The organism is Pseudomonas sp. GXZC (assembly GCF_026967615.1).
Classification (GTDB): Bacteria; Pseudomonadota; Gammaproteobacteria; order Pseudomonadales; family Pseudomonadaceae; genus Aquipseudomonas; species Aquipseudomonas azotoformans_A.
This window is the reverse complement of the sequence record NZ_CP114115.1, coordinates 5,593,066-5,612,567: the sequence shown is the minus strand read 5'-3', so window position 1 is coordinate 5,612,567 and position 19,502 is coordinate 5,593,066. Positions and strand designations below refer to the sequence as shown.

Sequence of the window (19,502 nt, the reverse complement as noted above, 5' to 3'; positions counted from 1 at the left end):
CCAGGCGCCGGGAATCTAGGGTGATCTGACCATGTTCAACCGCCATCACAAATCCGACCTGCAACAAATCGAACGTTTCTCCTGCGCCCTCACCGAATCCAACGCCAAACTGGCCGCCATCAGCCGTTCCATGGCCATGATCGAGTTCGACCCCAGTGGCGTGATCCTCGACGCCAACGACAACTTCTGCAAAACCATGGGTTACAGCGCCGAGGAAATACGCGGTAAACATCACCGGCTCTTTTGCGACGAGCCCTACACCCATACCGACGCCTACGCCAAGCTATGGCGCGACCTGGCGCGGGGCGAGGCCCTTAGTGGCACCTTCATGCGCCTGAACAAGCATGGCCAGGAAGTCTGGCTGGAAGCCAGCTACATGCCGGTGCTGGACAAGGACAACCACGTTCAAAGCGTGATCAAAGTCGCGTCGGATATCACGGCGCGGGTCCATCACGAACATGAAAACCAGAGCCTGATCGATGCTATTGGCCGTTCCATGGCGGTGATCGAGTTCACCCCGCAGGGCCAGATCCTCAACGCCAACGAAAACTTCCTGAAGACCGTGCAGTACTCCCTGGATGAAATCGTCGGCCAGCACCACAGCCTGTTCTGCCACCGCAACGAAGTGGAGTCGCCGGCCTACAAGGCGTTCTGGGCATCGCTCAATCGTGGCGAATACCACTCGCACCGCTTCGAGCGCAAAAACAAGTACGGCAAGACCCTGTTCCTGGAGGCGTCCTACAACCCGATCTTCGACACCAATGGGCGCCTGTACAAGGTGGTGAAGTTCGCCAGCGACATCACTGACCAGGTCACCACCCTGCGCACCGCCGCCGACTCGGCCCACGCCACCTCGGTGCAAAATGACGCCTGCGCCCGCAAGGGCTCGGAGGTGGTGCAGCAAACCGTGCAGATCATCGAGGAAATTTCCCACGACCTGAACCAGGCGGCGCAGAGCATCGATGCGGTCAGCAAACAATCGGACATCATCGGCGCCATCGTGCAGACCATCCGCAGCATTGCCGAGCAGACCAACATGCTGGCGCTCAACGCCGCGATCGAAGCAGCACGGGCCGGTGAGCATGGGCGCGGCTTTGCCGTGGTGGCCGACGAAGTGCGCAGCTTGGCGGCGCGGACCAGTCAGGCGACGGTGGAAATCGTCGATGTGGTGCGCAAGAACCACGATTTGTCGCTGAGCGCGGTATCGAGCATGCAATCGAGCTTGAGCCGCACGGGCTTGGGGGTGGAATTGGCGAATGAAGCGGGGCAGGTGATTCTGGAGATTCAGGAAGGGTCACGGCATGTGGTGGATGCGATCGGGCAGTTCAATTCGACGTTGCAGCTGCAATAAACGCATTTTCGGCTTGATAACCTGATCACTGTGGGCGCTGGCTTGCCTGCGAAAGCATCACCTCGGTACATCAGAAACACCGAGTGATCCGTATCGCAGGCAAGCCAGCTCCCACACAAGTGCGGCTTAGATCGCCGCCAGGGTCTCTTTCACTGCCTGCGCTTGCGGGTCAACGGTCTTTGCCGCTACCTGCTGCTCTTGCTGCTGCTTCAGGCGTTCGGCCACTTGCTTGGAAATCGCATCCTGCTTTTCCTGGGACATGTTCTGCACGTCCGCCTCGGTCAAACCTTGTTCCTTGAGCAATTGCTCACGGATGCGCTCGGCCGGGGATTTGCTCATGTAGTCAGTGAACTCAGAGCGCGCAGTGCTGGCGGTGGCGCCGGTTTTCGGTACGTCCGGTGTCGCCGTAGCGGCAGTGACCGCCTCTGTGGACGTCTGCAACTGCACGCGGGTCTTGGCGAAGGCCTCGTCAATGCGGTCGTTGGCCTTGTCCAGTTCCTTCTGCGCGGCCGGCACGGTCACGCTTTGTTGCGCGGCTTGCAGGGCACCGCTGTACAGCGCGCTGGCAGCGGCGTTGGCGGGGTCCATGTCGGGCCGTTTGAGTTGTTGAACGGTCGACACGGCTAAGGTGTTGTTGTTAACCAGCATGATCGGTCACCTGGGGAAATGTTCGGTGCCACAGGTGCAGCAAATAGCGTGCCGGGTGTAAACGCTAGGGAGTTGGGGCCTGGACCAAGCCGCTATGGCAAGAGTTGTCCTGCTGCCGGCCAATTCTTGCCGGTTGCTGGCAGTTTGAAAGCCCCCTGCAGGCCTGCTTATTATCTCAAAGGCCGATACCCACTAACTGCATCTCCCCTCCATTGACTTCCAGCAACTCACCCCCTGCACCTGTGGCTCTCATGTAGAACCGGGCATGGACTTTTCCAGTGCTGGTATTGAATTCATAAAATGTAATTTCTCCGGACGAAGCTTGAAACTTGAGGGGAGCAGGGTCGGAGGTGTATTTCAATTCGCAGCTGGCGGTCACTTGTCCGCTGGGGTTGCTGATGGTGTATTTGTCTCGGTCTCCCGTAATTCCACTTGGGAGGTGAAACTCCAGGTAAGCGGCATTTGAGCCTTGCATAGTGGTATCCAATACATAGCCGAAGGGCGTTTTCTTTAGCCTGATTTCGTCGGCGATGTATTCAAAAATCACGCTGCCCCTGACCAGTTGTGCGGTAAATGTTCCATTGGTGGGATTTTTGTCGTCGCGTTCAACTTGGGAATTTGTCATGACGTTATCCTGATGTGTTCGCTAAGGGGCTTCATAGAGCTGTCCTAGCCCTGCTCAAAATCTGATGCCTATAGCGACTTCAAGTCTACTGTCAGAAATAACAGTCACGACAAATGGCAGCGTTGCTATCAGTGGGCGATATTTTCCAACGCCAGGTTCCGCGTACGCGGCCCGAACCAACTGATGGTGATCATCACGATCAACATGCTGCTGGCAATGAATGCCAACACCCCCGGTGTGCCCAGGTGTTCGAGGATAAAACCGATCAACAAGCTGCTGAACACCGTGGACAAACGGCTGAACGAGTAACAGAAGCCTACCGCCCGTGCGCGGATGTTGGTGGGGAACAATTCACTTTGGTACGAGTGATAACTGAAGCTCAGCCAGGCGTTGCAGAAGGTGATCATCACCCCACAGATCACCAGCCCCACCGCCGTGGTTTGCAGGGCGAACAGGCTGCCGAAGACCATCGCGCCCAACGCCGAGCCGACGATCTGCCATTTGTTTTCAAAGCGGTTGGCCACCTTCACGAACAACAACGGCCCCAGCGGATAGGCGAGGGTGATGATGAAGGCGTAGAGCAAGCTGTGGGTCACGCTGACGCCCTGGCCCGACAGCAACGCTGGCAGCCAGTTACCAAAACCGAAGAAGCCGATGGCCTGGAACACATGAAACACGATCAGCATCAAGGCGCGACGGCGGTATGGTGGTTGCCAGATATCGGCAAAGCGACCGCTGCCCTGCACGCTGACGGCTTCGGGCTCGGGCTCATCCAAGGGTTTGCCATGATCCTTTTGGCAGCGCGCTTCAAGGTTGTCCATGATCACACCGGCTTCTTCGAAACGTCCTTTTTGTGCAAGCCAACGCGGCGACTCTGGTAAACGCTTGCGCAATTGCCAGATAAACAGCGCAAACACGGCGCTCGACAACACCACCCAACGCCAGCCGGATACGCCGAACGGCGCCTGTGGCACCAGCCACCACGACATCAACGCCACCGCCGGCACGGACAGGAACTGGATAAAAAACGCAAAGGCAAACGCCGAACTGCGCATGCGCTTGGGCACCAGTTCCGAGAGGTAGGCGTCGATGGTCACCAGCTCGATGCCCAGGCCAATGCCGACCAGGAAGCGCATGCAGATGATGCCCACGGCGGAGGTCTGGATGCCCATCAATACCGTGGCGACGGTGTACCAGATCAACGCAAAGGTGAAGATCGCCCGCCGTCCGAAGCGGTCGGCGATAGGGCTGAGCAGGCTGGCGCCGAGGAACAGGCCGAGGAAGGTTGCCGAGGCAAAAGCGGCCTGGTCCGAGAAACCGAATACGCCTTCGCTGCCGGTGTGGAAGATTCCGTCACTGATCAGGCCGGGGCTGATGTAGGCGGTCTGGAACAGGTCGTACAGCTCGAAAAAGCCGCCGATGGACAGCAACGCCACCAGGCGCCAGACCGTGGCGACGGCAGGCAGGCGATCGATGCGTGCGCTGATATGGGCGGCGCGGATCGGATCGATGCCGTCGGTGCTAGAGAGTGCGGGCATGGGGAAACTCAATAAGTGATCGGAATCTCGAATGTCTGAAACGCATCATCCTGGGGATGGTAACCCAGCACCCGCGTGGTTTCGCTCAGGTCCAGGCGCTTGAAGCGGTTATTGGAAATGCCATGGGCAATCAGGTGCTTCACACCCTCGGCTTCCACCGAGCGTTGCAGCAACTGCACCGCGTCACGCGGGCTGAGCCAGGCGCTGAGGTCACGGGCGTTATTGAGGTCGTGGGTTTCGGGGAATTCGAAGGCGCCGATGCGCAGGGCAATCGTCGACAGCGGGGTTTTCGCGGCGTAGTAGCCACACAGCGCCTCGCCGTAGCATTTACTCACGCCGTACAGGTTGGCGGGCATCACCGGCATGCCGGGCGTGATCTGGCGGTCTACCGGGTAGCCTTCGATGGTTTGCGCGCTGCTGGCGAACACTAGGCGCTTGACTCCGGCGGCCACGGCGGCTTCGAACAGGTAGGTGGTGGCGAGGATGTTATTGGGCAGCAATTCATCGAACGACGCGCTGGCGTGGGGGATGCCCGACAGGTGCACGATCACGTCGATGCCGTCGAGCAAGGCCGCCAGGCTGGATTTGTCGCTGAGATCGGCGTGCACGAAGCGGTGCTCGCCCAGGTCGAAATCCGGCGCGATGCGGTCGGTGAGGGTAAAGCGGTAACGGTCTTTGGATGCGTCGAAAAACGTCTTGCCGATTCTCCCGCAGGCGCCGGTGAGCAGTACGTTGAGTCCTTTCACGCTGTAGTCCTTGTTTTAGTTATGGCCGTCGAGGGCAAAGGTTTTGAAACCGGGGCGCTGGCTGAGGCGCTGGTAATACGCCTCCACCGCCGGGTAGGGCGGATGCTCCAGCGGCGCGTTGCGCCAGCGGTGTACCGAGAGGCCGACGAGGATGTCGGCCAGGGTGAATTCATTGCCGGTGACGTAGGCGCCGGTCTTGATCAGCTGTTGTTCGAGCAGGCCCATCTTGTCGTTCCAGGCCTGCACGCCGGCCTGGATGCGTTGTGGGTCCTGGTAGTCCGGGTTCTGGCGCACCAACGCATGGAACGCGTAGCCCCAGGACGGGTTGAGTTCGGTGGCTTGCCAGTCCATCCATTGCTCGACCCGGGCCCGTGGCGCGGGCTCGGCGGGGAGCAGGTCGTGGCGTTGGTAGAGGCTGACCAGGTAACGGCAGATGGTGTTGGATTCCCACAGCACGCCGTGGTCATCGATCAGCACCGGGACCTGGGCGTTGGGGTTCAGGGCGAGGAAGTCGGCGGACTGGGTGGGCTGGAAGCCGATGCCCCAGTCTTCGCGCTGGTAATCGATGCCCAGTTCCTGGCAGGTCCAGAGCACTTTGCGCACGTTGATGGAGGACGTGCGGCCCAAGATTTTCAGTGAGTGTCCCATGGTGCTTCCCTGGCGGTGACAAGGGACTCAATTTAGCAGGGACATGGGGGCGGTGCGAGACCGTTGTCAGGCATAGGTGGCAAGAGCGCTTTTAGAGGACACAGTGCTCTTGCCACTTTAAGAACATGCACTTTATTAATGTTAAAGGCTGGTGAGCGTAACGATCCCATTCGTAACGTTTACTGCCGGCCCATCTGGCCTGCCAGTTGCTTCGAACTCAAATGTCCCGTCAATTTGAGTCTTGGCGAAATCAACACTATTCAAGTTGAAGGTTCCGGTTTCGGCATAGTGGTTATATTGACCATCTGAGTAAGTGTGGAAAATGTAGGCGCCCACATCTTCGTCGCCACCTGGGGCACCTATGGAGTAAGTGCCAGGGACGATATCTTTATCTACGTAAATCAATACTGCGCGGTCACTTGATTCGCTGGTTGCGAGAATCAGGTACTGGTTGCCCGTATCTAGAAAATTCACAGTATGAGAAGTAAATGGCAAGGGGGTGATGGATACAGTACAGCCGACAACCCCTTTGGCGAGTAGCGATGGAGTGGAAGTTTTAGAGGGCATGGCAGGGTCCTTTTCGGTGAGATTCAAGCGTCAGACGTCTTCGTCGACGCTTCACTTATAAGGCGCACATGCGCGGGTGCCTACTGTCAAAGTTGACAGGTAGATAGACGCGGATCTGCTCTGCCTTGGCTCAGAACGCAGGCAGCAACCCTCTTACGTACTCTCCCGCACCTGCAACTCAAACCCCATGTCCACCACCGGCTTGGCGATCTTGTTACCCGCCATGATCGTCAACAGATGCTCCGCCGCACGCCGCCCAATCGCTTCACGCGGGGTGCTGATGCTGCTCAGGCGCGGCACCATGAAGGACGAGGCGGGCAGGTCGTTGAAACCCAGCACGGCCACACGTTCCGGCACCTTGATGCCATGGCGCATGGCTTCCAGCAAGGCGCCCTGGGCCAGGTCGTCGTTGCCGAAGAAGATGGCGTCCACGTCGGGATGGGCGGCCAGCAGTTGCAGGAACAGTTCGCCGCCCAGGCCGACTGAGGAGGGGCGGGGTGTCAGCAGTTCCAGTGCCGGGTCGTACAGGCCAGCCTGTTGCAGCGCGCGACGGAACCCTTCGCCACGCAGCAGCGTGCGTTGGTCCAGTTGCGCGCCGATATATGCCAGGCGCTTGTACCCACGGGACAACAGGTGCGCCGCCGCCGTCTCGCCCGCGCTCAATTGCGAGAAACCCACGCAGTTCACCCCGGCGTTCGGGTCCAGGTCCATCATATAGACGCAGGGCACATTGCTGGCCTCGACCATCCGTCGGGCGCTTTCGGTGCGATCAAACCCGGTCAGCAGCAAACCCCGTGGCTGGTAGGCCATGTAGTTGCGCAGCAGGTTTTCTTCTTCATCGCGGGAATAGTGGGAGTTGCCGATCAGCACTTCAAAGCCCTTGGGCCGCAGCACCTGGTGGATGGCTTCGAGGGTTTCGATAAACAGCAGGTTCGACAACGATGGCACCAACACCACCACCGAATGGCTCTGGGCCGAGGCCAGGGCGCGGGCGGCGGGGTTGACCACGTAGTTGAGTTCGGCGGCGGCCTGCTGCACTTTTTCCACCAGTTCGGTGGCCACGGTGCTGATACCGCGCAGGGCGCGGGAGGCGGTAATCGGGCTGACGCCGGCCAGGCGGGCGACTTCGTTAAGGGTCGGGCGACCCGTGGTGCGCAATTTTTTATCGTTCTTGGAGGTCATCAGGCGGCTTGCCAAACAAAAATCGAGGCACTAAGGTAGCGCTGTCTCCAAAAGGCTGCAAATTCTTGAACAAAGGGTTGCCTGATCCTGTTCAAAGCGTTGGAGCGGATGCACGCGTCACTCCATAAAAAAAGACAAGACGGCGCGGGAAAAGCCTGTTTTTGCACTAGCCTTACAGCGTGCAAAGGTAGCGCTATCTGCGTCCTGAGGTGTTTCATGAGTCAACCTGTTACCGCCCTGGTCATCATGGGTGTTTCCGGCTGTGGCAAGTCCAGCGTCAGCGAGGCCCTGTGCCGCCTGAACGGTGCCACCGCCATTGAAGGCGACAGCTTTCACCCTGCCGCCAACATCGAAAAGATGAGCGCCGGCCACCCCCTCAACGACGACGACCGCGCCGGCTGGCTCGACATCCTCTGCGATGAACTGCGCCGTTCGCTCAAAGCGGGCGAGCATCCCGTGCTCACCTGTTCCGCCCTGAAAAAGAAATACCGCGACCACCTGCGCGAAGCCGCGCCGGGCCTGGGTTTTGTCTTTTTGGAGCTGACCCGCGCCGTGGCCGCCGACCGCGTGTCCCATCGCCCTGGGCATTTCATGCCGGCCAGCCTCATCGACAGCCAGTTCGCCACCCTTGAATCGCCCAAAGGCGAACCGCTGACCCTGGCCCTCAACGCCAGTGAAGACAGCGTCGAGGAACTGGCCGAGCAGACCAACGCCTGGTGGCTGCAACACGGCTTTGAACCTACTCATTAATTTTTTGCCGGAAAAGATAGCGCTATCCCCGGCAGGAAATTCAACACCCGCTTTAATAACAACAACAAACAGGAGAGACCCCCCATGTTTGGCATGTCCCACGAGTCCTACCTGCTGCTTGATGCAGTGGTCACAATCATTGGGTTGATCGTTCTGATCACCAAGTTCAAGGTGCACCCGTTCATTGCGCTGATCATCGCGGCCGGCTTCCTCGGCCTGACCTCGGGCATGCCCGTGGACAAGATCATCAAGGCGTTCCAGGACGGCTTCGGCGGGGTGCTCGGCTTTGTCGGCATCATCCTTGCGCTGGGCACGATGCTCGGCAAGATGATGGCCGAATCCGGCGGTGCCGATCAGATCGCACAGACCCTGATCCGCGCGTTCGGCAAAGAGAAGGTCCAGTGGGCCATGATGTTCGCCGCGTTCCTGGTGGGCATCCCGCTGTTCTTCGAGATCGGCTTCGTGCTGCTGATCCCGCTGGTGTTTATCGTCGCGCGCCGTACCGGCGTGTCGTTGATCAAGATCGGCATCCCGCTGCTCGCCGGCCTCTCGGCGGTACACGGCCTGGTGCCACCGCATCCCGGCCCGCTGCTGGCGATTGGCGTGTTTGGCGCGGACATCGGCAAGACCATCCTCTACGGCCTGATCGTCGCACTGCCGACTGCCATCATCGCCGGCCCGATCTTCGGTACGTTCATCGCCAAGTACATCCCGGGCAACCCGTCCCAGGAACTGGTCGATCAACTGGCCCGCGAGTCGGAACACAAAAACCTGCCGAGCTTCAGCATCACCCTGATTACCGTGTTGTTGCCGGTGTTCCTGATGCTGCTCAAAACCTTCGCTGACATCGGTTTGCCGGACGGCCATATCGTGCGCAACTGGATGGACATGATCGGTCACCCGATCTCCGCCCTGTTGCTGGCGTTGCTGCTGTCGCTGTACACCTTTGGCCATCGCCAAGGCATCCATTCCAAGCAGATCCTCAAGTTGCTCGACGCCAGCCTGGCGCCGACCGCTGCAATCATCCTGATCATCGGTGCCGGCGGTGGCTTCAAGCAGATGCTGGTGACCAGCGGTGTGGGCGACGTGATCGGCCATATGGCGGTGAACGCGCAGATCAACCCGATCCTGCTGGCGTGGCTGGTGGCGGCGGTGATTCGTGTGGCAACCGGTTCGGCCACGGTGGCGACCATAACTGGCGCGGGCATTGTGGTGCCGGTGGTGGGGATGATTCCGGGGGTTAACCGTGAGCTGCTGGTGCTGGCGACGGGGGCGGGTTCGTTGATCCTGTCTCACGTCAACGATGCGGGGTTCTGGCTGGTGAAGCAGTACTTCAATATGACGGTAGCCGAGACGTTCAAGACGTGGACGGCAATGGAGACGATTCTGTCCGTCGTGGCGTTGATATTCATCATGCTGTTGTCGCTGGTGGTCTGACCGCCGCGCAAACAAAAAAGGGAGCCGCTGGGCTCCCTTTTTTCGTTATTCGCTGGTCTTCTTCACCAGCCCATCCGCCCTGAACATCCCGCGAATACCCCGCACCGCCTGGCGGATCCGGTCCTGGTTCTCGATCAGCGCAAAGCGCACGTGATCATCGCCATACTCGCCAAACCCAATCCCCGGCGACACACACACCTTGGCCTCCAGCAGCAGCTTCTTGGCAAATTCCAGCGAACCCATGGCGGCATATTGCTCGGGAATCTTCGCCCACACGTACATCGACGCCTTCGGATTTTCCACCATCCAGCCCAACTCATGCAGGCCCTTGACCAGCACATTGCGGCGTTGGCGGTACTGCTCGGCGATGTCCTTCACGCACTGCTGATCGCCTTCCAATGCTGCAATGGCGGCGACTTGCAGCGGGGTGAAGGTGCCGTAGTCGTGGTAGCTCTTGATACGTGCCAGAGCGTTGACCAGTTCCGGGTTGCCCACCATGAAACCGATGCGCCAGCCCGCCATGTTGTAGCTCTTGGACAGGGTGAAAAACTCCACCGCAATGTCCTTGGCGCCGGGCACTTGCATGATCGACGGGGCTTTCCAGCCGTCGTAGACGATGTCGGCGTAGGCCAGGTCGTGGATCACCAGCACGTCGTATTGCTTGGCCAGGGCGATCACACGTTCGAAGAAATCCAGTTCCACGCACTGCGCGGTGGGGTTGGACGGAAAGCCGAGGATCATCATCTTCGGCTTGGGGATCGAGCCGCGAATCGCCCGTTCCAGCTCCGCGAAGAAGTCCACGCCCGGCACCAGCGGCACCGAACGCACTTGCGCGCCGGCAATCACCGCACCGTAGATGTGAATCGGGTAGCTCGGGTTGGGCACCAGCACGGTGTCGCCCTGGTCCAGGGTGGCCAGCATCAAGTGCGCCAAGCCTTCCTTGGAACCGATGGTCACGATGGCTTCCGACTCAGGGTCGATGTCCACTTCATAGCGGTCTTTGTACCAGCGCGAAATCGCCCGGCGCAGACGCGGAATGCCTTTGGACGTGGAATAACCGTGGGTGTCTTCACGCTGGGCCACTTGCACGAGTTTTTCAACAATGTGCGGCGGCGTGGCGCCGTCAGGGTTGCCCATGCTCAAGTCGATGATGTCTTCGCCGCGCCGACGCGCAGCCATCTTCAGCTCAGCCGTGATGTTGAAAACGTAAGGGGGGAGTCGATCTATGCGCGCAAAGCGGCGCGGCGAACCTTGGTCGGCCATTGTTGCCTCGAAGTACGTAAGCGCCCGGAACCGTCCGAGCGACGTCGGCCACTGCGGTGGCCTGCGGGGCAGACAATACGGTCGATGATGGCCGGTTGTCCAGATGCGTAGGAAAATTTTCTGCATGGAGCCCAATGCGGATATGCCCCTATACTCGATGCGGGTTTGTTCCCTCATAAGAAGGAGACTGTTCGTATGGATCAGCAGACAAAACAACCGTTAGAGCCACGCATGGAAGCCGGTAAAGCCCTGGTGATCGCCGGGGTGCAAGGGCGTTATTCGAAGGCCACCGTGGGGGATATCCCCAAGCTGTGGGAGTTGTTCGATACCTGCATCAAGGACATCAAGAAGCGCGTGGGCGGTGTGACCTATGGCGTTTGCCACAACCCCAAGCACGGCGAGTTCGACTACATGGCCGGTGTCGAAGTGCCGACCAAAGCCGATGTGCCAGGCAACTTCGAATGCATCGAAATCCCCCCGCTCAACTACGCAGTGTTCCCCCATTACGGACCGGTGCAGGCGCTTGAGCAAACCTACGAGCGCATCATGTTCGAATGGCTGCCGCATTCGGGCTACAAGGTGATGGGCGCGGATTTCGAGCGCTACAGCGCGGACTTTGACGTGAGCAAGGGCACCGGGACCGTGGAGGTCTGGTTGCCGGTGGGCGAAAGAGGCTAAACACAGCCCCGTGACGAAGCCCGGCAAGCCGGGCTTCTGCAGGCGTATCAATACAGTGTGGCTTTGACCCGCTCAGGCATCTCCCGGTCATACGCTTCTGCGTCAAACTGCCCATCATTGAGCCGCTTGTGAAACTCCCCCGCTGACGGCAACGCCGAGCGGTCCAGGTGCTTCTCGGGGTTCCAGCAGTCCGAACGCACAAATGCCTTGGAACAGTGGAAATACGCAGCCTCCACCTGCACCAGAATCACCGATCGCGCCGGTTTGCCATTCACCGCAAAACTCTCCAGGAGTTCAGGCTCAATGGAAATCTGCGCCCGGCCATTAACGCGCAACGTCTCGCCAATCCCCGGAATGATGAACAGCAGCGCAATTCGCGGGTCCTGCACCAGATTGCGCAAGGTATCCAAGCGGTTGTTCCCCGGCCGATCGGGAATTGCCAAGGTGCGCTCATCCACAATCCGCACGAACCCCGGCACATCCCCGCGTGGCGAACCGTCGATACCGTCGGGCCCGGACGAACTCACCACCACCAGCGGCGAAGCCTGCACCATCGCCTGGTAGTCCTCGTTGAGAAGCGGGATTTCCTTGCGCACGGCGCGCTCGTGGGGGAGGCCATAGAGGGTTTCGAGTTGTTCGAGGGTTGTCAGCATGGAAGTCACCTTGTCCTTGGATGAAAGCAGGCGCGTGTTCAGCCGCCAAAGCTGTATTGATAACCCTGAGCAGATTGTCGAATGGCGTTTGCCACCTCAGGCGCTAACCGGCAGTAATCGTCTTCACGCTTGAGCGTTACTTCAAGGGTTTGGAGCAGCGCCTGGATGCGTGTTTCGGGATTCTCGACTTCGCAGGTTCTGGCAAATTCGAGGATGCCCAGGCGTGAGGCGAACAGCGATTTGTTTCCGCTCAGATCCAACGCCAACGAGTCTTCGGGAATATAGGCAGTCGTGTTCACGATGTCGTAAGCGGGTGCCAAACGTGCGTCCGATTTCACTGGATCGCTGTAGAGTACCCCGAAGTTTTTCAGATGCGCATCGCCGTTACCTACGATGCAGCTCAGCGCTACGCTATCGAATAACTGATCGAGCGAACTGCGTTGATGTACCTGTGCGCAAAACACGCGGACGGCCTTTGCAATGGCGGCGTAACTCTTGGTGTACTTTTGTTCGGCGGACAGGCCCATCAGCGTGGTCATGTCCTCAAAACCCAGTGGGTTGAGGTGTTCATCCCGGTCAAAGCGTCGCATGATGAACAACTTATGATTTTTTGACAGGTAAAACGGTGGCACCGGCAGTCCTGCATCACGGGCAATGGACATGCAGAGGTATTCATTGATGGCTAGCCCCGGAAACTCTTCGCGCCCGCTTTTTATAATCAGGTCGTTGGTTTTCGAGGTGAATTTCTGTTCGGGTGTTTGTGGTTTTTCCGGCACCAGCACCTTGGGCTGCACGCCAGAAATGCCTGCTCGCAGGATGTAGCGATCTACCAGTTCGACGAACAAATCTTCCACGCCGTCCCAGGCGAGAATTTCGTCGAGGTTTTCTCCGGCCGTGGGAGGGCTGTTGCGATGGATCAGCTCGTTTATTTGATCTGACGATACGAACACCCGGCCGATCGGTGCGCTGCTACCCGAGAGCGCCAAGAGCAGCATCGGATCTACTTTGACGGTCTTGGCGAGGCGGTTGCGTAGTTGCTCGAGAACGTAGCCTTCCGGCAGATTCATCTGGAAAATCGGGTGAAGTTCTCGCCGACGGTATTCTTCTGCGCGGACTGGCATCGACAGGCTGACTGCGCTTTGCGCCAGCGTGTTCTCGCCGTAGCGAAACAGATAGTCGTTGGCACTCATCAAAACACTGCCGCTTTCGCCTTGGGAGGTACGAACGCGTAAGTGGGGGCTATTCATTGAACAAGTCCTCCAGTTCCTCCAGGGTCGGCATGGTGACAGGTACTAATTTGAATTCACTGCCTAGCGCGGCAACCACTCGCGCGTAGGCACTCATCGACACCGAAAGGCTGCCTTTCTCGATTTCAATCAGTTTTTGCCGGGTAATCCCGGCCAACTTCGCCAAATCGGCCTGTTTATAGCCGCGATTGAGTCGCAGGGTGCGCAGTTGGGTGCCAAGTCGTTGAGTGATTACAGAAGTATCCATGTCACGTATTCATTACTTTGTCAGTCATAAGTTATGTATACGTTACATTTATACCCTGTCAAGGTCGCCCTGACCAAAGGCCCACCTCAACCTCCGCTCATACCCAATCCGCCCCTTATACGCCTCTCCGCCATCCACCCACCCAGCCCCCAGATACAGCCTCATCGCCGCCACATTGTCCGCATCCACCGACAACTCCAGTCCCTTGATCTGCGGCCACGCTTGCAATGCCGCTGCGGGCAGCGCCTGCAGGCAGGCTTTGCCGAAGCCACGCCCTTGCTGACGCCGATCCACCTGCAACGCATGCAAGGTCGCGCTGTGCTCATCCGCCCAGTGGGGCAGGCAAGGCGGGCGTTTGAGCAGCAGGAAGGCCACGGGCGTTTCGTCGGCGAGCAGGGCGAAGCCTTTGATGGCGTCAGGATGGGGATTGACCAGCAGGCTGTTCAGCGCACAGTAGATATCGCCGGAATACGCCAGTTGCTCGGGGTGCACTTGCAGGGTGTCGAGTTGCTGTTTCTGCGCAAGGCTCAACGTCTCATACAGGGCGAGGCGGGTTTCCATCGGGTGCGTATCCGAAATCCTACAAAGAGGCGTGGATTCTAGCGGGTTTGCCGGGGGCGAAATTATTTTTAAGCGGCTTGTCGATTGGCCGAAGGGCCATTCGACTAAGAGTGTCTTCCGTGATGTTTTCTACCCCAAGGAGTATCGCCATGAGCACGGCCATCAACACCCTGATCGACCAATGGAAACAAGCCGTCACCGCCAAGGATGTCGAGAAGATTGTCAGCTTTTACGCCGACGATATCGTCGCGTTCGACGCCGTTGGCGCCCTGCAATTCAAAGGCAAGGCGGCGTACCAGGCGCATTGGCAGGCCTGCATGGAATTCTGCCCTGGCCCCGGCGTTTTCGACTTTCATGAGCTGCATATCGTTGCCGGAGCAGACAGCGCTTTCGCCCACTGGTTGGCCCACTGCGGCGGCACCGGCCCGGACGGCGTGCTCAAGACCTGCTGGATGCGGGTCAGCGCCGGCTACCAGCGCATCGATGGTCAATGGAAAGTGGTGCATGAACACTGGTCCGCGCCGGCTACCAGCGCATCGATGGTCAATGGAAAGTGGTGCATGAACACTGGTCCGCGCCGTTCGACATGGAAACCGGCGCTGGTCTGTTCGACCTGAAACCTTGACCTGCGCGATCTATAGTCAGTCGTCCGAAAACGGAGAAACCCATGAAATATCTCTGCCTGATCTACAGCAACGAACAGGTGCTGCACACCTCGCCCGACAGCCCGGCAGACCCGGAGTGCTTCGCCTACGCGCAGTCGGTTCAGGCCAGCGGCCGCATGCTGGCTGCCGAGCCGCTGGAGTCGGTGACCACCGCCACCACTGTGCGCATGCGCAATGGCAAGCTGTCGATCACTGACGGGCCGTTCGCCGAGACCAAGGAGCAGCTCGCCGGGTTCTACCTGATCGAGGCCCGTGATTTAAATGAGGCGATCCAAGTGGCCGGCGGCATTCCGGCCGCCCGGGTCGGCAGTGTGGAAGTGCGCCCTGTGCGTGAATTGAATCTCTGAATACAACAACCCTAAGACTCAAGAGGTTTACCCCAATGTCTACGCAACCTGCCGAGTTTGAATTGTCCATCAGCCGCCTGATCGATGCGCCGCGCAGCCGTGTGTTCCGTGCCTGGACCGAACCCGCCTTGCTCCAGCAATGGTGGGGGCCCCATGGCATGACCACCCCCGAGTGCGAAATGAACCTGTGGGTCGGTGGCCTGTTTCGTACCTTGATGCGTGCCCCGGACGGCGCCGAATACCCGACCCAGGGTGTGTTTCTGGAAATCGATGCGCCCAATCGGCTGGTGTTTACCGACGCCTTCATGCCCGGCTGGATCCCTTCGGGCAAGCCGTTCATGAGCGCCGAAGTGACCTTCGAAGAGGTCGACGGCAAGACGCTTTACACCGCCCGCGCCATGCACTGGAGTGCCGAAGACAAGCAGGCCCACGAAGCCATGGGCTTTCATGACGGCTGGGGCCAGAGCCTGGATCGGCTGGTCACCCTGGTGACCGAGGGCATGCCCGATTGACCCTGTCGGTCGAGGCCATTTACCGCGGCGAATCACGCCGGGTCCTCGCGACGCTGATTCGCTTGCTGGGCGATTTTGACCTGGCCGAAGAAGCCCTGCACGAAGCGTTTTTCGTGGCGGTGCAGCGTTGGCCGCTAGACGGAGTGCCGGACAATCCCCGCGCCTGGCTGGTGTCGACCGGGCGCTTCAAGGCCATCGACCGTCTGCGCCGCCAGGCGCGGTTCACCCCGCTGTTGCAGGCGCAGGCCGATACACTGGAAGCGGCTGACTGGAGCGATGAAGACGTGGAAGATGACCGCCTGCGCCTGATCTTCACCTGCTGCCATCCCGCGTTGGCGGCTGATGCCCAGGCGGCGTTGACCTTGCGCGAGATCTGCGACCTCACCACCGAAGAAATCGCCCGGGCGTACCTGGCCACGCCGGCCACCATTGCCCAGCGCATCGTGCGGGCCAAGGGTAAGATCCGCGAGGCGAAGATCCCTTACCAAGTGCCATCCCGCGACGAGTTGCCCGAGCGCCTCGAGAGCGTGTTGCGGGTGATTTACCTGGTGTTCAACGAGGGTTATTCGGCGTCCATGGGGGCGGACCTGACCCGCGAGGATCTGACCCGTGAAGCCATTCGACTAGGCCGATTGTTGATGGAATTGCTGCCCGAACCGGAAGTCATGGGCCTGCTGGCGTTGATGCTGCTGCACGAATCCCGCCGCCCGGCACGTACCACGGCCAGTGGGGAGTTGGTGCTGCTGGATGAACAGGACCGTTCGCTGTGGGATATGTCCATGATCGGTGAAGGCTGTGCACTGGTGGAGCACGCGCTGAGCACACGGCGCTTTGGTCCGTATTGCCTGCAAGCCGCAATTGCGGCGGTGCACGCCGAAGCGCCCACTCCGGGTGAAACCGACTGGCCGCAGATCGTCGGGCTCTATGATGTGTTGCTCAGGATGATGCCGTCAGCCGTGATCGAACTGAACCGCGCCGTAGCGCTGGCCATGCGCGATGGACCCTTGGCGGGATTGCAGCAGGTAGAAGGGATTCTGGCGCGTGGCGAGTTGCTGGATTACCACCTGGCGCACTCGGCGTGCGGGGAGTTTTACCGGCAATTGGGTCGTGTCGAAGAGGCACGAGTCGCCTACGAACGGGCGCTGGCCTTGACCCAGCAAGCACCCGAACGCAGGTTTATCGAAAAGCGTTTGGCTGAGCGCTGAATCAAGGCTGCTGACGTGTCGCCGCCAACACGATTTCGCGAATGCACACATGCTGCGGCTGCTGGTAGGCATAGGCAATCGCCGAGGCCACGTCATCGGCGCTGAGCACGGTGCCGCCCATGTCCTGTTTCCACGCCTGATAGCCGGTCTTGATCGCTTCATCGGTGGTATGGCTGAGCAATTCGGTTTCCACCGCACCTGGGGCAATGGTGATGACGCGCACGTTGCTGGGCGACAATTCTTCGCGCAGGTTTTCCGAAATCCCATGCACGGCAAACTTGGTGCCGACGTATGCCACGTGATTCGGGAAGGTCTTGCGGCCCGCCACCGAGCTGACGTTGATGATGGTGCCGCCTTGGCGTGCAACCATGCTGCCCGCCACGGCGTGGATGCCGTTGAGCAGGCCTTTTACGTTCACATCCAGCATCTGTTCCCACTGCGCCGGGTCTTGCTCGCTGACCGCGCCCAGCAGCATCACGCCGGCATTGTTGATCAGCGCATCGGCCGGGCCGAACTGGGCTTCGGCTTCTTGCACGGCGGCGACCAGGGCGGCGCGATCGGTGATGTCGACACCACGGTTCAAGGTATTCGGCAGGCCCAGATCATTAAGGCGATCAATGCGACGCGCCAGCAGCAACAACGGGTGGCCGGCGGCCGACAACAAGCGGGCAGTGGCTTCGCCGATACCGGAGCTGGCGCCGGTGATGATGATCAATGGCTTGCTCATGCATGAACTCCTGAGATAAGAAAAAACGATAACTGGATCGTGGGCGCAGTATATTTACCGTCGCCAAGGCTGAAAAATGCCTTATTTCTCTGTCAGTCATCGGATTAAGCTATGGATGTTCGTCACCTCAAGGCATTTCTTGCAGTCTTTGAAGAGCGCAATATCACTGCGGCAGCCCAGCGGTTGTTTATCAGCCAGCCGACGTTGTCGGTGACGATCAAGCAGTTGGAAGACGAGCTGGGCGTGGCGTTGTTTGTGCGTCAGCCACGGGGTGTGGAAGTGAGTGCCGAGGCGCGTGTGCTGTACCCTCAGGCGCGACGCATGGTGGCCGAAGCCGAGGCGTTGAGCCGCCTTTTTCGCGGACGCGAAAATCGCATCGCCCTGGAACTGGGTGTGGAAGGCGATATTGCCGACAGCCAGATCGAAACCTTCCTGCGCATGGCGCACCAAGGCCTGCCGGGTTTGCTGCTGACCTTGCAGGAAGGCTGCGAAGGCGAAGGACGCCTGGCCGTGGAGGAAATGTGCTGTGAGGACGAATTGTTCCTGCCACTTTGGGAAGAGTCCTACGTGATGGTATTGCCTGCCGCGCACCCCATGGCGCAGCCGGGCAAGGAACAGGCCTGGACGCCGATTGAAGACTGGATCACCTGCCCACAACACGATTCACACCAACGCTTGATGGCCTTGTACGGCCGGTCGCCACAAGCGGTGGCCGGGCACGCCGGTTCGCTGACCCAGGCGCTGCATATGGTGGCGGCCGGTGTGGGCGTGGCGATGTTGCCGCTGTCGCTGGCGGTTGAGCGGGCCGGTGTGGTGATTCGGGAGTGGCATTTGCCGGCACCCACGCGTCGGGTCGGACTGTGTTTCGCCGCGCAAGCCCTGGAACTGCCTGCGTTGCGTGCCTTGCACGAATACTTCCAGAACAACCGCCCGCCGCAATTGTCGGCCGCATAACCCTGTGGGGTTATTCGAGCATCTGGCTCATCATCCAGCTGCCAGCCGGCCCTGGTGGATGCTGCCGCGACCACAGCGCATCCACCGCCACCGAGCGGGGCCAACCCCTGACGTTGAGTTCAACCAGCCCGGCATTGCCAAAGCGCTCCACCAACCAACGCGGTAACTCTGCCCAGCCAAAGCCGAGTTGCGCCATCTCCATCAACATCAGAAAACTCGGCGCCGACCACACACGGCCCGAGGGGCGCGTTTCGTTGGGGCTGATGATGCTGGCCAGGCGCAGTTCACGGTGTTGTTGCAAGGCTTGCGGGTCGATGTTCTCTACGCGGGTCAAGGCGTGGCCGGGTGCGACGAACAGCGCGATTTCCGTGCGTTCGGCGACGGGCGAGCGGGTCAGGTCGGGCGGGTAAACCGCCTGGGCTTCGATCAAGGCAATCTGTGCGCGGCCGCTCTGCACCAGGGCGATCAGGTCTTCGCACTCGGCGATCAGCCATTCCAGTTCAAGATCCGGGTAGCGTTGTTCGAACGCCTTGAGCGCAAGCTCAAAACGTTCCGACTGATAAGTGTCTGACATGGCGATTGTCACCTTCGGCTCCAGCCCCTGGGCCAACTGGCTCGCGGCCAACTCCAGACGACTGCTCGCCTCCAGCACCTGCTCGGCGCGTTGCAGCAGCACATGCCCGGCGGGGGTCAGTGTCGGTTTGCGACTGCTGCGGTCGAACAGCACCACATCCAGGTCAATCTCCAGGCTCGCCACTGCCGCGCTGACGGTGGACTGGCTCTTGCCCAGCTTGCGCGCCGCCGCGGAAAACGAACCCTGGGTCGCGGCCTGGACAAACGCTTGCAGCACTTCGTGGGAGGCCATGACTATCGCCTTGATCGATGGTTATTAGTTATGAAGTATCGATTCAAAGGGTAATCATGGCAACCATCGTCACTCACGGAGAAGGG

22 protein-coding genes and 2 pseudogenes are annotated in these 19,502 nt (G+C 59.7%); 10 read left to right on the top strand and 14 right to left on the bottom strand.

Annotated elements, in window-relative coordinates; genetic code table 11:
• Window positions 1-31: 31 nt before the first annotated feature.
• Window positions 32-808: pseudogene (locus OZ428_RS34770) on the top strand (PAS domain-containing protein); the annotation flags it as partial.
• A complete protein-coding gene (locus OZ428_RS34765) occupies window positions 782-1,351 on the top strand; it encodes a methyl-accepting chemotaxis protein (protein ID WP_371923946.1) in 570 nt (189 codons plus the stop codon). The pseudogene OZ428_RS34770 and the gene OZ428_RS34765, both read left to right, overlap by 27 nt.
• A 126-nt stretch (window positions 1,352-1,477) precedes the next feature.
• Here OZ428_RS34765 and OZ428_RS26505 read toward each other — a convergent pair whose 3' ends face one another.
• The 7 genes from OZ428_RS26505 to OZ428_RS26475 all read right to left on the bottom strand — a co-directional run bounded on the left by OZ428_RS26505 (window position 1,478) and on the right by OZ428_RS26475 (window position 7,308).
• Window positions 1,478-1,999 carry a hypothetical protein gene (locus OZ428_RS26505; RefSeq protein ID WP_177074004.1) on the bottom strand — a complete coding sequence of 174 codons (522 nt, stop codon included), beginning with the start codon at window positions 1,997-1,999 and terminating at the stop codon, window positions 1,478-1,480.
• A 175-nt stretch (window positions 2,000-2,174) separates the two neighbouring features.
• Entirely contained in the window at window positions 2,175-2,624 is a 450-nt protein-coding gene (locus OZ428_RS26500) for a hypothetical protein (RefSeq protein ID WP_269131826.1), read from the bottom strand.
• A 128-nt stretch (window positions 2,625-2,752) separates the two neighbouring features.
• Window positions 2,753-4,162, bottom strand: a complete 1,410-nt coding sequence (locus OZ428_RS26495) for an MFS transporter (protein ID WP_269131825.1) — start codon at window positions 4,160-4,162, stop codon at window positions 2,753-2,755.
• An 8-nt stretch (window positions 4,163-4,170) separates the two neighbouring features.
• Window positions 4,171-4,908: an NAD-dependent epimerase/dehydratase family protein gene (locus OZ428_RS26490; RefSeq protein WP_269131824.1), complete on the bottom strand. Its 738-nt coding sequence runs from the start codon at window positions 4,906-4,908 to the stop codon at window positions 4,171-4,173.
• A gap of 15 nt (window positions 4,909-4,923) precedes the next feature.
• A complete protein-coding gene (locus OZ428_RS26485) occupies window positions 4,924-5,556 on the bottom strand; it encodes a glutathione S-transferase family protein (RefSeq protein WP_269131823.1) in 633 nt (210 codons plus the stop codon).
• A 141-nt stretch (window positions 5,557-5,697) separates the two neighbouring features.
• A complete protein-coding gene (locus OZ428_RS26480) occupies window positions 5,698-6,123 on the bottom strand; it encodes a DUF6252 family protein (protein WP_269131822.1) in 426 nt (141 codons plus the stop codon).
• Between the two features lie 153 nt (window positions 6,124-6,276).
• Window positions 6,277-7,308: a LacI family DNA-binding transcriptional regulator gene (locus tag OZ428_RS26475; protein ID WP_161630256.1), complete on the bottom strand. Its 1,032-nt coding sequence runs from the start codon at window positions 7,306-7,308 to the stop codon at window positions 6,277-6,279.
• A 213-nt stretch (window positions 7,309-7,521) separates the two neighbouring features.
• Here OZ428_RS26475 and OZ428_RS26470 point away from each other — a divergent pair, with 213 nt between their 5' ends.
• Window positions 7,522-8,055 (top strand): gluconokinase, encoded by a 534-nt coding sequence (locus tag OZ428_RS26470; protein WP_033896292.1) that lies wholly within the window; start codon window positions 7,522-7,524, stop codon window positions 8,053-8,055.
• 84 nt (window positions 8,056-8,139) lie between these two features.
• A complete protein-coding gene (locus OZ428_RS26465; RefSeq protein ID WP_017738791.1) occupies window positions 8,140-9,492 on the top strand; it encodes a GntP family permease in 1,353 nt (450 codons plus the stop codon).
• Window positions 9,493-9,537: 45 nt separating this feature from the next.
• Here the strand turns inward: OZ428_RS26465 and alaC are convergent, their stop codons facing one another.
• Complete coding sequence (alaC, locus tag OZ428_RS26460) at window positions 9,538-10,755, bottom strand: alanine transaminase (RefSeq protein WP_269131821.1); 1,218 nt, start codon at window positions 10,753-10,755, stop codon at window positions 9,538-9,540.
• 195 nt (window positions 10,756-10,950) lie between these two features.
• Here alaC and OZ428_RS26455 point away from each other — a divergent pair, with 195 nt between their 5' ends.
• Complete coding sequence (locus tag OZ428_RS26455; RefSeq protein WP_269131820.1) at window positions 10,951-11,433, top strand: GyrI-like domain-containing protein; 483 nt, start codon at window positions 10,951-10,953, stop codon at window positions 11,431-11,433.
• A 47-nt stretch (window positions 11,434-11,480) separates the two neighbouring features.
• On the opposite strand, the gene OZ428_RS26450 is transcribed toward OZ428_RS26455, so the two are convergent.
• From OZ428_RS26450 to OZ428_RS26435, 4 genes are read right to left on the bottom strand one after another with little or no spacing between them, the layout of a single operon-like run.
• Window positions 11,481-12,086 carry a pyridoxamine 5'-phosphate oxidase family protein gene (locus OZ428_RS26450; RefSeq protein ID WP_269131819.1) on the bottom strand — a complete coding sequence of 202 codons (606 nt, stop codon included), beginning with the start codon at window positions 12,084-12,086 and terminating at the stop codon, window positions 11,481-11,483.
• A 38-nt stretch (window positions 12,087-12,124) separates the two neighbouring features.
• Entirely contained in the window at window positions 12,125-13,333 is a 1,209-nt protein-coding gene (locus tag OZ428_RS26445) for a type II toxin-antitoxin system HipA family toxin (RefSeq protein WP_269131818.1), read from the bottom strand.
• Window positions 13,326-13,580, bottom strand: a complete 255-nt coding sequence (locus OZ428_RS26440) for a helix-turn-helix domain-containing protein (protein WP_016978315.1) — start codon at window positions 13,578-13,580, stop codon at window positions 13,326-13,328. The genes OZ428_RS26445 and OZ428_RS26440 overlap by 8 nt, the downstream gene beginning before the upstream one ends.
• Window positions 13,581-13,628: 48 nt before the next feature.
• The gene (locus tag OZ428_RS26435) at window positions 13,629-14,141 is read right to left on the bottom strand and encodes a GNAT family N-acetyltransferase (RefSeq protein ID WP_269131817.1); all 513 of its coding nucleotides are present in this window, start codon (window positions 14,139-14,141) and stop codon (window positions 13,629-13,631) included.
• Between the two features lie 149 nt (window positions 14,142-14,290).
• On the opposite strand from OZ428_RS26435, the pseudogene OZ428_RS26430 reads away from it, so the two are divergent.
• The 4 genes and pseudogenes from OZ428_RS26430 (at window position 14,291) to OZ428_RS26415 (ending at window position 16,870) form a co-directional block, all read left to right on the top strand.
• A pseudogene (locus OZ428_RS26430) lies at window positions 14,291-14,766 on the top strand (YybH family protein).
• A 42-nt stretch (window positions 14,767-14,808) separates the two neighbouring features.
• Complete coding sequence (locus OZ428_RS26425) at window positions 14,809-15,153, top strand: YciI family protein (RefSeq protein WP_061449320.1); 345 nt, start codon at window positions 14,809-14,811, stop codon at window positions 15,151-15,153.
• A gap of 35 nt (window positions 15,154-15,188) precedes the next feature.
• Window positions 15,189-15,665, top strand: a complete 477-nt coding sequence (locus tag OZ428_RS26420) for an SRPBCC family protein (protein ID WP_269131816.1) — start codon at window positions 15,189-15,191, stop codon at window positions 15,663-15,665.
• A complete protein-coding gene (locus OZ428_RS26415; protein ID WP_269131815.1) occupies window positions 15,662-16,870 on the top strand; it encodes an RNA polymerase sigma factor in 1,209 nt (402 codons plus the stop codon). The genes OZ428_RS26420 and OZ428_RS26415 overlap by 4 nt, the downstream gene beginning before the upstream one ends.
• A 1-nt stretch (window position 16,871) precedes the next feature.
• Here the strand turns inward: OZ428_RS26415 and OZ428_RS26410 are convergent, their stop codons facing one another.
• Entirely contained in the window at window positions 16,872-17,597 is a 726-nt protein-coding gene (locus OZ428_RS26410) for an SDR family oxidoreductase (protein ID WP_269131814.1), read from the bottom strand.
• Between the two features lie 111 nt (window positions 17,598-17,708).
• Here OZ428_RS26410 and OZ428_RS26405 point away from each other — a divergent pair, with 111 nt between their 5' ends.
• On the top strand, window positions 17,709-18,551 hold the full coding sequence (locus tag OZ428_RS26405) for a LysR family transcriptional regulator (RefSeq protein ID WP_269131813.1): 843 nt from the start codon (window positions 17,709-17,711) through the stop codon (window positions 18,549-18,551).
• Between the two features lie 10 nt (window positions 18,552-18,561).
• Here the strand turns inward: OZ428_RS26405 and OZ428_RS26400 are convergent, their stop codons facing one another.
• Complete coding sequence (locus tag OZ428_RS26400; RefSeq protein WP_269131812.1) at window positions 18,562-19,416, bottom strand: LysR family transcriptional regulator; 855 nt, start codon at window positions 19,414-19,416, stop codon at window positions 18,562-18,564.
• Window positions 19,417-19,502: the final 86 nt, after the last annotated feature.